Annotated in this window: 10 protein-coding genes; 3 read left to right on the top strand and 7 right to left on the bottom strand. The window is 63.7% G+C overall.

The window, feature by feature from the left end; all coding sequences use genetic code 11:
- Positions 1 to 25 precede the first annotated feature (25 nt).
- Both ACTHL0_RS20440 and cueR read right to left on the bottom strand, forming a co-directional pair.
- Complete coding sequence (locus ACTHL0_RS20440; RefSeq protein WP_440568706.1) at positions 26 to 166, bottom strand: DUF3563 family protein; 141 nt, start codon at positions 164 to 166, stop codon at positions 26 to 28.
- Positions 167 to 371: 205 nt separating this feature from the next.
- Positions 372 to 803, bottom strand: a complete 432-nt coding sequence (gene cueR, locus ACTHL0_RS20435) for a Cu(I)-responsive transcriptional regulator (RefSeq protein ID WP_440568707.1) — start codon at positions 801 to 803, stop codon at positions 372 to 374.
- A 163-nt stretch (positions 804 to 966) separates the two neighbouring features.
- On the opposite strand from cueR, the gene ACTHL0_RS20430 reads away from it, so the two are divergent.
- Together ACTHL0_RS20430 and ACTHL0_RS20425 are read left to right on the top strand one after the other, a co-directional pair.
- Positions 967 to 1,182 (top strand): heavy-metal-associated domain-containing protein, encoded by a 216-nt coding sequence (locus ACTHL0_RS20430; protein WP_440568705.1) that lies wholly within the window; start codon positions 967 to 969, stop codon positions 1,180 to 1,182.
- A 19-nt stretch (positions 1,183 to 1,201) separates the two neighbouring features.
- A complete protein-coding gene (locus tag ACTHL0_RS20425) occupies positions 1,202 to 2,119 on the top strand; it encodes a dTDP-4-dehydrorhamnose reductase family protein (protein ID WP_440568704.1) in 918 nt (305 codons plus the stop codon).
- 59 nt (positions 2,120 to 2,178) lie between these two features.
- Here ACTHL0_RS20425 and ACTHL0_RS20420 read toward each other — a convergent pair whose 3' ends face one another.
- From ACTHL0_RS20420 to imuA, 3 genes are read right to left on the bottom strand one after another with little or no spacing between them, the layout of a single operon-like run.
- Complete coding sequence (locus ACTHL0_RS20420; RefSeq protein ID WP_440568703.1) at positions 2,179 to 5,328, bottom strand: error-prone DNA polymerase; 3,150 nt, start codon at positions 5,326 to 5,328, stop codon at positions 2,179 to 2,181.
- Positions 5,329 to 5,332: 4 nt separating this feature from the next.
- Entirely contained in the window at positions 5,333 to 6,856 is a 1,524-nt protein-coding gene (locus ACTHL0_RS20415; RefSeq protein WP_440568702.1) for a Y-family DNA polymerase, read from the bottom strand.
- On the bottom strand, positions 6,786 to 7,508 hold the full coding sequence (gene imuA / locus ACTHL0_RS20410) for a translesion DNA synthesis-associated protein ImuA (protein ID WP_440568701.1): 723 nt from the start codon (positions 7,506 to 7,508) through the stop codon (positions 6,786 to 6,788). Before imuA ends, ACTHL0_RS20415 begins: the two co-directional genes overlap by 71 nt.
- Before the next feature lie 318 nt (positions 7,509 to 7,826).
- Between imuA and ACTHL0_RS20405 the strand changes: the two genes are divergently transcribed.
- Positions 7,827 to 8,720, top strand: a complete 894-nt coding sequence (locus ACTHL0_RS20405; protein ID WP_440568700.1) for a helix-turn-helix transcriptional regulator — start codon at positions 7,827 to 7,829, stop codon at positions 8,718 to 8,720.
- 116 nt (positions 8,721 to 8,836) lie between these two features.
- Here the strand turns inward: ACTHL0_RS20405 and ACTHL0_RS20400 are convergent, their stop codons facing one another.
- Together ACTHL0_RS20400 and ACTHL0_RS20395 are read right to left on the bottom strand one after the other, a co-directional pair.
- Positions 8,837 to 10,666 carry a hypothetical protein gene (locus ACTHL0_RS20400; RefSeq protein ID WP_440568699.1) on the bottom strand — a complete coding sequence of 610 codons (1,830 nt, stop codon included), beginning with the start codon at positions 10,664 to 10,666 and terminating at the stop codon, positions 8,837 to 8,839.
- Between the two features lie 104 nt (positions 10,667 to 10,770).
- A partial coding sequence (locus ACTHL0_RS20395) for a hypothetical protein (RefSeq protein ID WP_440568698.1) occupies positions 10,771 to 13,090 on the bottom strand: 2,320 nt, incomplete at its 5' end.

Here is a 13,090-nt window from a genome sequence, read left to right as displayed (position 1 = left end):
CGCCGGGCTGTGCCCAGCTTAAGAATCAATAGCCCTGTACTTCGAGCGAACGCAGGCGGCGTTCCAGATCATCGATGTCCGTCGACGATGCGAGGTACTCTTCGCGGCGAGCACGTTCGGCCGATTCGAACCAGTTGCTGAGCTTTTCGAGGATGTAGGCAAACATGATGTTTCTCCAAGGGTCGGGCTCGTCCCCGGCGAAGCTTGCTTCAGGGATTTCCCGTAAAAGGGTTAACCCGGATTATAAGGACCTTGGGCCAAAATGCGAGTGAAATGCTCGAATGATGTGCATTCCGACTTGGAATAGTGCATCGGCATCGCCATAACGTCATGAATGCACCATGACCGTGCAAACCAGCGAGCAGGGGCACTCAGCCGCCGCCGCATTGGCTTTGCGCGCCATCGCGGCATCCGTGGTCGGTTGCCAGCCCCTCTAAAATCGGGCAATCAGGGCGAGAATCGCCATGACAATGGTCGGCCAGATGAGTCAGCGTGTCGCGCATTTCCGACAGTTCGACGATACGGCGCTCGAGATCGGCCACGTGGTGAAGCGCGATTGCCTTCACCTCGGAACTCGCGCGCGAGCGGTCCTGCCAAAGCGCCAGAAGCTTGCGGATGTCGTCGATCGAGAAGCCCAGGTGCCGCGCCTGGCGAATGAAGCGCAGCGTGTGGATTTCCTGCCGGCCGTATACGCGGTACCCGGCGTCCGTGCGGGCTGTTGGCGCCAGCAGGTCGACGCTTTCGTAATAGCGGATCATCTTGGCTGTCACACCCGATTCGCGGGCGGCTTCCCCAATATTCATGACGGCTCTCCAGTTAACGAGCAAAAGCGTATACCTTCCCATCACGGGAAGGTATACGCTTTGCAGGAATGAATCAGCAATCAGGTATCGGCGCTCGTTCGGCGCTCGTTGTTTCCGCGCAGCCGAGCGTTTTCTTAACCGTCTTTCAAGAGGAGACCTTGCAATGATCGAATTCCAAGTCGAAGGCATGAGCTGTCAGCACTGCGTCGGCGCCGTCACGAAGGCGATTCGCGCGCTCGATGCCAGCGCGCATGTCGATGTGGATCTGGACGCGGCGCGCGTGCGTGTGCAATCGCAGGAGACGGCCGAGCAACTGGGTGCCGCGATTGCCGAAGCCGGGTACACCGTGCACGGCAGCCGCACGATCGTCGACGCCTGAGCGCATGGAAAAGCTGTCGATGCATACCGTTGCCGTCATCGGCGCATCGGGGTTGCTCGGCCGGGCAGTCGTCCGAGCACTCGAAGCGCGCGCCGATTGGCGCATCGTGCCGACGGCGCATCGCCGAACGAACGGCAACGTCGCCGCGCTCGACGTTCGCGATGCGGCCGCCGTCACGTCGTTCGTCGATCGAATCCGTCCCGACGCGATCGTCATCGCTGCCGCCGAGCGGCGGCCCGATGTCTGCGAACGCGATCCCGCCGCCGCCCGCGCCTTGAATGTCGACGCGGTGCGGACGATCGCAGCGGCGGCTCGGCGACACGGTGCGTGGGTGCTGTCGATCTCGACCGATTACGTCTTCGACGGCAGCGCCCCACCCTATCGCATCGACGATCCGCCCGCTCCCCTCAACGCATACGGGCGCAGCAAACTCGAAGGCGAGCGCGCACTGGCGGAATCGACCGATTTCGGCTGCGTGCTCCGGCTTCCGTTGCTGTTCGGGCCAATCGTCGAGTGGTCGGAATCGGCGGTGACGAGCCTGACACCGGCCGTTGCGGCATCGGCGGCACCCGGCGCCGCGCCTGCCCCGATGGATGCCTGGGCGACACGCTATCCGACGTACACGCCCGACGTCGCACAGGTGATTCGCGGCATGCTCGAGCGGCACGCCGATGGTCAAGCCATCTGCGGTATCGCTCAATGGTCCGGCGACGAACCGATGACGAAGTTCGAAATCGCCTCGCGTATCGCCCGTGCGCTGGGTATCGACGCCCGCCTCGCCGCCCAAACCGCGAGTATGGAGGCCACGCCGCGCCCGCGCGATTGCCACCTCGATTCAAGCCGGCTCGAAGCGCTCGGGATCGGCCTGCGCACGCCGTTCGATGTTGCGTTCGCGCAGGTGCTCGAGACGTCGCCGGCGTTGCCGTTACCGCAATAGCGACGGGTGCGCGTTCGAGCGGATTCGCCGAATTCGCACATCGAGCCGATGCAGCCGATTCAACAAAAATTGCGGCTTTCCGATTGCAAGCCCCCGAGAAGATGCGATAAATCCACGAGCCGCTTGGCCACGAGATGCCGCACTTCTCCCTGACACTGCCACACGCCGTACACGGCAAGCAGCGACGCACTGAGCACTTCCTTACGCTGTTTTTCAAGCAGGCTCGGCCAGATGATGACGTTGACGTTGCCCGTTTCGTCCTCGAGCGTCATGAATATGACGCCCTTGGCCGTACCCGGCCGCTGTCGAACCGTGACGATGCCGCAACCGCGCGCAGGCTGGCCGTTGCGATAACCGTTGAGCTTCGATGCCGGCATCAGCCGCTTTTCGAGCAGACCTTCACGCAGCAGGGCGAGCGGATGGCGCCGCAACGTCAGACCTGCCGAGCGGTAATCGGCCACAATGTTCTGCCCCTCTGTCGGCGCGCCAAGCCAGGGAGTGACGTCCGCTTCGGCCGCAGCTGCCAGCATGTCTTTCTCGGGCACGGCGGCCACCGAATGCCAGAGCGCTTCGCGTCGATTGCCGACGAGCGTCGATAACGCATTCGCATCGGCAAGCACATGCAGATCGTGCCGATCGAGCTGCGCGCGGCGAGCAAGGTCGTGCACACTATCGAAGGCGCGAACAGCCCGCGCGTTTTCGATCCGCTCGGCGACCTCTTCTTTCATGCCTCGCAGCCGCGATAAGCCGAGACGGACGGCCGGCCGTGCCGCGCCTGCGATCGGCTCGAGCGCGGCGTCCCACCCGCTGACGGTCACATCGGCGGGCAACACCTTCACGCCATGCCGCCGCGCATCCTGCACAAGTTGAGACGGTGAATAAAACCCCATCGGCTGGCTATTGAGCATCGCCGCGAGAAATGCTTCGGGCTCGTGACACTTGAGCCAACTGCTTGTATAAACGAGCAGCGCGAAACTCGCTGCGTGGCTTTCGGGAAAACCGTATTCGCCGAAGCCTTTGATCTGTTCGAAGATCGCGTCGGCAAAGCTTCGCTCATACCCGCGCTCGAGCATCCCACTCACGATGCGATCGTAGTATTTCTGCAAATTTCCTTTGCGCTTCCATGCCGCCATCGCGCGCCGCAATTCATCGGCTTCGCCCGGTGTGAAGCCGGCCGCGATGATCGCGACCTGCATCACCTGCTCCTGAAAAATCGGCACCCCCTCCGTTCGACCCAAGGCGGCCTTCAACGCTTCGCTCGGATACGTCACGGGCTCGAGTTTTTGACGCCGGCGCAAATACGGATGCACGGCGCCGCCCTGGATCGGCCCGGGACGCACGATCGCCACTTCGATCACGAGGTCATAAAATGTCTGCGGCCGCAAACGCGGCAGCATACTCATTTGCGCGCGCGATTCGATCTGGAAGACGCCAACCGTATCGGCACGCGAAATCATCTGGTACGTCTTCTCGTCTTCGGATGGCACGTCCTGCATATCGAAACGTCTGCCACGCCGTTCGGAAACGAGTTCGAGCGCACGCCGTATCGCCGACAGCATGCCGAGCGCCAAGACATCGACCTTCAGCAATCCTAACGATTCGAGATCGTCCTTGTCCCATTGGATGACGGAGCGATCGGGCATCGCCGCATTCTCCACCGGCACGAGCCGCGTCAGCTTGCCGCGGCTGATGATGAAGCCGCCCGAATGCTGCGAGAGATGGCGCGGGAAATTGAGCAACTGCACCGCCAGCCGCGCCCAAGCTTGAATCAGCGGCTGGGTGGGATCGAGGCCCGACTCCTCGAACCGCCCGAGCAGATCGTGACTCGTATCGAACCAATGATGCGACTTCGCGACGGCATCGACGATCTGCGGATCGACGCCGAGCGCCTTGCCCGTTTCCCGCAATGCGCCGCGCGGACGATAGGTGGAAACGGCGGCCGCAATCGCCGCGCGATGCCGCCCGTACTTGCTGTAGATGTACTGCACGACGACTTCGCGCCGCTGATGCTCGAAATCGACGTCGATATCGGGCGGCTCGCCTCTTTCCTTGCTGATGAACCGCTCGAACAGCATATTGCCGCGCGCCGGATCCACCTCCGTGATGCCGAGGCAATAGCAAACAGCCGAATTGGCGGCCGACCCGCGCCCTTGGCACAGGATGTTTTGGCTACGCGCATAACGGACGATATCGTAGACGGTCAGGAAATACGGCTCGTACTCCAACTCGGCAATCAACGTGAGTTCGTGCTCGATCTGCTCCTGCACCGTGAACGGAATGCCGGCGGGAAAGCGCCGCCGCGCGCCCGCGTACGTTTCCTGCCGCAGATAGGCAGTAGGCGTGACACCCTCGGGCACGAGTTCGTCGGGATACTCGTAGCGCAACTCGTCGAGCGAGAAGGTGCAGCGCGACAAGATGTTGATCGTCTCACGCAGGGCTTCGTCCGGGTAAAGATTGACGAGACGCAAACGCGAACGCAAATGCTGCTCGGCGTTGGGGGCGAGTTCGTAACCGCACTCGTGCACGCTCTTGCCGACACGGATGGCTGTCATCGTGTCTTGCAGCGGCTTGCGCGAGCGCACGTGCATGAGCACGTGACCAAGCGCGACAACCGGTACGCCCTGGCGGCGCGCGACGTACTCCAGCGCGCCGCGGTGAATGTCGTCCATCGCCCGCTGATGCAGCACGAGCCCCACCCAGGCGCGGCCCGGGAATGTTTCGTCGAGCCATTCGAGTTGTGCGGCAAGCGCCTCTTCCTTGGCCGGGAAATCGGGCACGAGAATCGCCAGGCAATCGGGCATCCCGCGCAGATGCGCGTAATCGGGCTCCGGCTTAGAAAGGTCGTGCGCCGTCAGCCGATACTCGCCCTTCGGCGAACGGGTGCGCGCGAGCGTGATGAGCTCCGACAGATTGCCGTATCCCTCGCGATTTTGTGCAAGCAGGATCAGCCCGAACGACGGCGAGCCATCGGCATGGCACAACCGGAAATACGAGCCGATGACGAGCGGCAGCCCGGCTTCCTTGGCTGCGTCATGGGCACGCACAACGCCCGCGAGCGAGCATTCGTCGGTGATCGCGATACCCGCATAGCCGAGCTGCGCCGCACGCGCGACGAGTTCCTGCGCGTGCGACGCACCGCGCAGGAACGTGAAGTTGGAGAAGCAAAAAAGCTCGGCGTACGCCGGCAGCCCACTGAGACCGGGAACCATCGCATCATCCGAATAAGCCATGAAGGAACCAGCGCGGCCCTTCGTCCGCATCGCGGCTGCTCACGCGTTCGCGGTAAATCCAGTAGTAGCTTTTATCGTCGGCCTCAGCGACGAAGTAATCGCGGGCAACGAGTTCGCCGTCGAACCAGCCCGCCTCGATACGCTCGGCCGGCGAGACCAGCCGCAGCGGCGATCCGTAAAACGGACGGTGCGCGCGCATCAGCAAGCGCACGGGCGTAGCGAGCATCCATGTCGGCCGCGGCAGCCCTTCAGGCAGCGAATCTTGAGACACGTCTTTCGGCGAGCCTTTTGGCAAACCGTTCGGCGAGCGCTTAGTCTTCATAGGGAGCCCGCCGAGCAGCACCCATCGATTGGCGACCTCGGGCCGGTAATCGGCCGTCGGCGCAGGACGCAGCACGTTATCTTCACCAAGCCGCGCCACCAGCAACTCGAGCAGACGCGCATGGCTTTGGGCCGAGCCGCCGGGCTCCGGAAAAAGCTGTTCGGCCGGCGGCGCGGCCGCCTCCACCTTCGAGGCATCGAGCCGCACCGCGATCATCGGCGCCGCCAGTTCGATACGATGCAGCCGCTCCTTCAGCAAGCGCAGCAGATGCGCCTCGTGCCAGGTGGGCTCGCCAAGCGCGATTTCAAGCAAGGTGGGCGCTATGGCCTGCTTGCCCCGTTCATGCTCGAGCGAAAGCGTGACGGCTGTCACCGCCAACTGCTTGGCGCTCAGCCAGCCGCACAGTTGCACGATCAGCCGATGCGCGGCGTGCAGCGCGCCGTCCGCGTGTTCGATGCGATCGGGCAATTCGATACGCGCGGAAAACGTAGGCGGCAGCGTGAGCCAATCGAAGAGTTCGGGCGCCGTTCCGAATGCGCGATCGAGCGAATCGAGGACATGCTCGCCGCAGCGGCGCTGCAGCCCTGCGCGCGGCAATCGGCGCATATCGGCGATCTTCGCGCAGCCTAAGCCGGCGAACCAATCGATGAACGGCCGTGCTTCCGGCACCGAGTGCATCGGCAGCGGCGACAAGACACGCTCGAGCGTAGCGAGCCGCAGCACGCGCCGGTTGCCGTAGCGCGCGAGCAGCCAGGCCCCCTGCCCCGTCGGCGCAATACCGATGCGTGCCGTGAAGCCGAGCGCGTCGAGAATGGCGCGCGCCTGTCGGCACACGGCCCGCACTCCGCCGAACAGCCTCAGGCTGGCGCCGATTTCGACGATGACTGTCGCTTCCTCCGCCAACGCCACATCCGGCGAGAACCGCATCAGGGCCACGCCGGCTTCGCGCTGCGCCGCGGCCTCGCGCGCCATATCGCGCTCGACCATGAGGACGTCGGCCGACAGCGTGAGCACGCCGCCGCGTTTCATGCCGAGCCGAATACCCGCCGCACGCGCGGCCGCATCGGCGATGACCACCTTGTCCTTCTCGAACGCGACGCTGCCGGCCGCCGGTTCAGGCAGCCACTTCGGCCGGAAGACTTCGAGCGGCAGGTTCGGCAAATGGACGGCGAGAAAGACGCGCATGGCGAGACAGCAAAACAGGGGTAGGTTGAAGAGGAATCGACAAAGGCTCCGTGTGCGACGGCCCTCGTCGCTTCACGATATCGACCACCAACCCGCTGGAAGACGGCCGCAGCGCCAGCCGCAACAGCGCCGGCGAGGCCTCCTGCGCAACCGTTAAAGGCCGCACCATCACGAACAGCGTGTCGCTCGACTGTGCCGCCAGATGCAGACGGCGCAGCGACGACGACTGTGCATACGTGGCCCAGAAAATCAACGCCCCGCAACTGCCGGCGCGAAGAATTTGCTCGGCGGACCACAAGGCATCGCCTGTCTTCGGCGCCTTGATATGCAAGAGGCGATCGAGCGACAGCCCGATATACCCGAAGCCCGGGCCATTGGGCACTTGCGGCGGCTGCAGCAGGGCGACCGGCCGCTCGCCCAACGCGCTCAAAGCCGGCTGCAACAGCCGCATTTCACCGATTCCCGCCTGCTGGACGAGCAAATCGACCAGCGCGCCGAGCGGCCAGCCGCCACCGGGCAATTCAGCCGACAGCGCCGGATACCCCGTTTCCACCACGCGTGCGCGACCGCGCGCCAGTTGCGAGGCGCGCCACAGCGACGGATGGATCTCTTCGGCACGAACGGAAGTGGCAAGCATCGGGTGACCACGCATACTGTATATCCATACAGGATCTTACACGCAATCGAAGGCTGGTGAACTGGAACTTTTTATCCCCGTGAAGCGGACACGCGGCGCTCAGGGCGCACCCGGACATTTCGTAGATTCCTCAGAACTTCGTAGGTGCCGATGCATGGAACTACGGAATGCCAACCCGCACGCATACGACACCCTCAATAAAATCCTCTCAGATGCGGCAGGTGCCACCCGTGCAGGGTGCAACCGCAATCGCACTGTCGTTTCTCAATCGCCCCTCGCAAGCAATACGGCGCCGTGGACGTCTTCCTAAAACAACGAAAGAAAGGACACCCCATGTCTTCTATCGACGTGGTCGAAGAACTCGAGGATCTGCACAACGCGGCGCCGGCCCCCGGCCCCGCGCCCCACTTCAAATCGCGCACGCCCTGCGAGATTCGTTATATCGACGAATTGGATATCGCCCCGCTCGCGCGCGCCGATGAGACCGGCGATGCCACCTTCATCGCCGCCGAACTCGGCGCGGCCCCCACAGCGGACGAACGCGTCCGCATGATTCGCGGCATTTTGAACATCATGGGTTTTTCCGGCCTGGGCTACGCCGCTTTAAAGCTCGATGCGCAGAAGCAGCCCGAATACGCCTACCTGCTGCGCAACTATCTGCCGCCGGACTTGCTGCCGCAGTTGCTCGAAGGCGATTACCTGCTGCGCGATCCGCATATGCGGCGCGCATTCGAATCGAGCCGGCCGCACGTGTGGGACATGCGCTCGCTCGTGAACGCATCGCGCAAGGACGGCATCGATCCGCCGCTGCGGCGCTTCTTCGACGGCATGCGCGAACACGGGCTCGCGAGCGGGCTCGCCTTCAGCCTGCCGATCGCGCGCACCTCGTTGCGCGCGCTGATTCTTTTCGCCGGACCGCCCGCCCATTGCGAATGGATCACCGACAGCGTCATTGCGCAGGCGCTCGGTTTAGGTCTCTCGCTGCACCAGCGCTGCGCCGCCTACGTGCAGGCAATTTGCCGTCAAGACAGCGTACACGGCCTGTCGCAGCTCCAGCAGCGCATCCTGGGCGCGGTCGTCGTCGGCATGCCGGACAAGGCCATCGCCGCACGGCTCGGCACCACCGTCCATAACGTCGACTACCATCTGCGCCAGTTACGCGAAAAATTCGGCGCCCGCAATCGCAGTCAGCTCGCTTATCTCGCGGGCAAGATGCAGGTGGTGTGAGGGGGGCCGACTTCGGATCGGCAAAATCGACGGCGCGCCGCGTTCGCGCCGTCTGCTCCACGCGGTGGGCGGCGTACGACACGCGCTGGCCGACAGGGGCATGAGCGCGCGAATCGCTACGCGCCTGCGCTCTGTCCGGCGGGATCGTCGCCTGCCGGTTGCGGTACCTTGACGCCGGCGGTAATGAAACGCGCGACGCCCTTGGGCCAGGGACTGGCGAATGCATGCTCCAATCGCCTTTCTTCGTCCGCGTCGCTGATCGGGCCGGGATGGGCCAGCACCATGTGTCTCAGGCCGTCCATTTTCCTGGGACGGCCTCGCTTCAGGTCCGCCACCGTATAACCCGCTTTCAACAGATTTTCCATGACGGGAGAAAGCCCCACGAACACCGGCTCGGCGATGAAGCGCGGAACGCCCAGCGCTTCCGTTCCCAATAGCCCCCCATTGACGAGCCAACTGGCCGAGAACGCCTTGGCAGATGAGCTGTTGCTTTGCCGCGCCACCAGTTCTTGAACCGCAATGGCGCGAGCGTATTCGTCTCGCGCTTCATCGCTGGCGAACCCTCCCTCCGGCTCGGGAATCTTTCCCTCGTCCATCAACGTCAGCACGGCGGACTGCACCTGCTTCTCGGCTTCGCGGAAATCGAAGGGAATGGACAGCGCGGAACCCACCGATAACGCACCGCCCAGCGCAGCCCTCAACCCTGGATTCATGTCCGGCGTGGAAAGCACGAGCCCGAGCGGAGCGGCAAGCAGCGCGCCTGAGCCCGCGCCTTTCATGCCCGCCATGACAGCACGTCTGGCAAAAATACCGCCGTCGCCTTTGAAAATTCCTTCACGCTTCGCGACGTTCATCGCAACGTCGCGCAAACGCGCTTCGCCTGTCAGCGCTTTGAGCGAAGGCGTCAAATTGTTCGCAGCCAAATCGCCGCGCGCGGTTTCGAGTTCACCGATGAAGTTGTCGACGGCGTCGGCAATGACGAGCACGAAGGTGCGCGCGGCGCTCGCCGCGACATAAGCAAAGGTGCCTGGCGGCAGGTCCTCCGGGAAAACCGCCCGAATCGCCAAGTCTCCGCCCGTGCCGCCCAAGGTCGAAAGCGACAATACGCGCACGGTATCCATCGCGTCGACCCGCCCCGAGTACTGCAATTCGGCAAGATCGACGCCTATCAGTTGCAGCCTCTTTTCCGCCGTCTGTTTCGTCAACGCATCGAGCGTCTTCCGGTGTGCTCCGGGAGCCAGAATTTCATACGCAGGCAGCGCCGCGATTTCGTCGACCAAGCCCTGATTGTCCGGCATCGCCGGCCTGCCCGCGATAAGCTCCCGGAAAAACGGCCACGCCACCGTTTCCTGGAATTCGAAGGTGTCGTCCTTTTCCCGTCGCGTAATTTTCGACTTCTTGCGCACCGGGATTTCGCCTGCCGCACCGAAGTGCTCGATCACCTTGCCCTCGAGAAACGTCTGCAGTTCGTCTGTGATGGCAGGGCTCTTCGCACGCACGGCAATCGGCAATCCCCCGCTCGGGATTCCGCTGAGGTCGATCTTCGACATGTCGACCTGCTCCATCAATCCAATCAATTGCGGGTCGTTGGACTGAACCTTCCCCGAACGATCCAGCACGCCCGTCCACACTTCGTGATTGGGTAGGAACGGCAAAGGCTCGCCCTTGCGCAGGTTCGCCTTCAGGTCATCCCTCATGACGAGCGGCTCCGGCACGATACCCAGCGCCTTGCGGTAAGCCAGCACATGATCGGTCAGGGCGTCGATCGCCGCTTCCGATGTGAAGCCGACCGGGGCGGTTATGACCGAAGCCGTCGCCTGTTTCGCACGGATCGTCACGCGCCGCCGGCCGGTACGCGAGGCATCGGCAACATGGCTCGCCTCTTCGGCCGCCTGTCCGCCGATGCCGCTCATTTCAGGCAGGTCCGCCTGCTTGGACGGCTTCACCGGTTTGGGTTTTCCTGCGCCTTTGTGGATGCCATCGTCGAACGCATCCGGTCCGCCACCGCCTCTTCCAACCTTTCTCATTTCGAAGACCACCCGAAATACGCTCAGCCCCGCCTCAGGAATGGCGCAATCAAATGACCGAGCGTGCGGATGACAGGGGTCACCAACGGAACCCCTTCGCGCGCCACCAACGCCGCATTGCCCTCCACGATCGGTCGCGCGCGTGCCGAACCCGATGGCATCTGCCCGCCCTTCATGGCCTTGGTGGCGTCTATCGCCTGCTTGGCCGTCGCCGCGCCGAACGCGGCTTCCGTGCCGAGCTGGAATGCGCCGCCCACCGCATCCTTGGCCTCGGTCAGGGCGTCGTGATGCTGCAAGAGCGTATGCACTGCGGCAGCGCCGTCGCTGAGCAGCCAGGGGCCGCTCGCCACGGCCAACGCCGCCGCGGTCGCCGCCTGCCCCGCGCGCAGCGGCGAGCGTCCGTCCGTCTCCAGATTCATCTTCTCCTTGCCGCCCGCATAGGCCACCAGGTTGCTGCCCAGCAGTGCCGTGTTGGCCACACCGAACAGCACGCTGAACGCAACCGCCGCAGGATTCTGGCCGTGCGTCGTGGCCAATAGCGCAACCGTATCGGTCACATTGACGAACAACGAAGCCGCGGTGAGCCCGCGTATCAACCGCCCGGATTTCGTGCGCGGATCGGTGGCGTTGATCGACGTCGCCTGCAAGCCCAGTGCGCGATCGAGATTGATCTGATAGCGGCCCACCTCGCTCATGATCACGTTGAACTTCTGCCGTTCGCGGTCTTCGTTCGTGACGCCGACAGCCGGATCGGAAGCGATCGTTTCGAACGATGATGCCGGCATGGCCGTCAAGCGGGCATGGTTGGCACGGAATTGGTCGGTCAGGCGCTCCGCCGCGTCGATTCGCTCAGGATCGATACCGAATTGCGGCCCCAGATTGCGCAGCCGCTCCATGAAGACATTCAAATCCTTATCGGTGAAATCGGCCCATTCGAACATCCGGTCCGATTTGTCGCGCAAGCCTTCCGTATAAATGGCTCGGCCGGCGTTGAGCATGCCGCGCGTGGCGAACCCGGCCTGGGCCAGCGCAACCGTGGCGGCAATCGGCAGCGAGTGTATCTCCGCCCCAGTCACCACCGCGCCCGCCGCGGCCGCAACCGCGCCGGCCGTCCATGCGGTTGCCTTGACCTTGCTCATGTCTCCCTGCCGCCCGCGAGCGGTGCCCGTGCCGTAACGATCCCCTTCCCATGTCTGCGTTTCGGCTGCGGGCAAGCCGTCGTGCGCCGCCTGAAAGGCGGAAACGCCCGCTCGCGAACCCGAACCCGCAGGCGGGCTCGACGACGACGCGCCGTTGACCAATGAGACCCATTCATCGAAGCAGACGCGCGCCTCCTGACCGAGCGATTCGCGCACCGGCACGCGCAACGCGTCCATGCCCTCGATCTGCTCCAGTTTGGCGACGATCGCCTTGCGCTCGCGCTTCGATGTCGTCGCGTCGAACTGCTTCGTGAGTGCCTTCACGGTCCATGCGCTCGAGCGCTGGCGCGCGTCGTTCGTTATCGCTTCATAATTGCCTCGCACCACCGCGTAGGCCGCCTCCGGATCGCGCCGCGCGATATCGGCGATCAGCGGCGCGATCAGCGTGAGCGCCTGGTTGTACTGTCCTCCGTTCACGGGTTTGACCGTATCGCTACCGAACAGCACCTTGTCCGGATAGCGCACGATGAAATCGACGAGTGCCTGACGCATCTTCGGATTCGACATATAAGCTTCGCCGACGTCATTCCAAGAGATGTCGAAGCGCACGTTCGGCGCCCGTTCCACCGCCTCATAGAGCTTGGCGATATGCTCCGGCACCTCGATCGTTTCCCTTGCCGGCGCGCTGATCCCCAATCTGGCCTTGCCGCGATCGAGCAGGCCCGCCAGCCCATGCTTCGCCGCGAGCGGTGACGGCCGGGTGCTCACTTCGATTTTCGTCATCGCGTCATCGGGCCGCGCGAAGCGTCCGATTCCCGTATGCGCAAGCACGATGTTCGCGTTCGGAAACTGCGCGACGGCATCGATGAGCCGATCGAAGTGCTCATAAGCGACGCGACGCGCCTCGGGGCGCAGGTCGTGCTCGTTGATTCCGTGACGCCCCCAGTCGTTATGAATCAGCGTCACGAGCCCCGACTCTTCGGCAAAGCCGAGCGCGGCCAGACTTTCGGGATCGCCGAACTTGAACGCCTCCTCCCCCAGCAACGTACTCACGAACTCCTTGTCGCCCGTCCATTCGCCCAACCCAACGAACACGCCGGGGTTGTCGAGCATCGTCTGCGTCTGGTAAGCGAGCGTGCCGGGGTGTGTCGGATCCACCCCCGTAAACGTCAGCTCGGCGCGCGCAAGCCGTCTGGCAAGTTCC

The organism is Trinickia sp. (assembly GCF_051961175.1).
Taxonomy (GTDB): domain Bacteria; phylum Pseudomonadota; class Gammaproteobacteria; order Burkholderiales; family Burkholderiaceae; genus Trinickia.
This window is presented reverse-complemented; position numbering and strand designations above follow the sequence as displayed.

Excerpts from the sequence above, each read along its gene's own strand:
- imuA (WP_440568701.1), bottom strand. The coding sequence starts at position 7,508 with ATGCGTGGTCACCCGATGCTTGCCACTTCCGTTCGTGCCGAAGAGATC.
- ACTHL0_RS20440 (WP_440568706.1), bottom strand. The coding sequence starts at position 166 with ATGTTTGCCTACATCCTCGAAAAGCTCAGCAACTGGTTCGAATCGGCC.
- ACTHL0_RS20415 (WP_440568702.1), bottom strand. The coding sequence starts at position 6,856 with ATGCGCGTCTTTCTCGCCGTCCATTTGCCGAACCTGCCGCTCGAAGTC.
- ACTHL0_RS20420 (WP_440568703.1), bottom strand. The coding sequence starts at position 5,328 with ATGGTTCCCGGTCTCAGTGGGCTGCCGGCGTACGCCGAGCTTTTTTGC.
- ACTHL0_RS20425 (WP_440568704.1), top strand. The coding sequence starts at position 1,202 with ATGCATACCGTTGCCGTCATCGGCGCATCGGGGTTGCTCGGCCGGGCA.
- ACTHL0_RS20430 (WP_440568705.1), top strand. The coding sequence starts at position 967 with ATGATCGAATTCCAAGTCGAAGGCATGAGCTGTCAGCACTGCGTCGGC.
- cueR (WP_440568707.1), bottom strand. The coding sequence starts at position 803 with ATGAATATTGGGGAAGCCGCCCGCGAATCGGGTGTGACAGCCAAGATG.
- ACTHL0_RS20405 (WP_440568700.1), top strand. The coding sequence starts at position 7,827 with ATGTCTTCTATCGACGTGGTCGAAGAACTCGAGGATCTGCACAACGCG.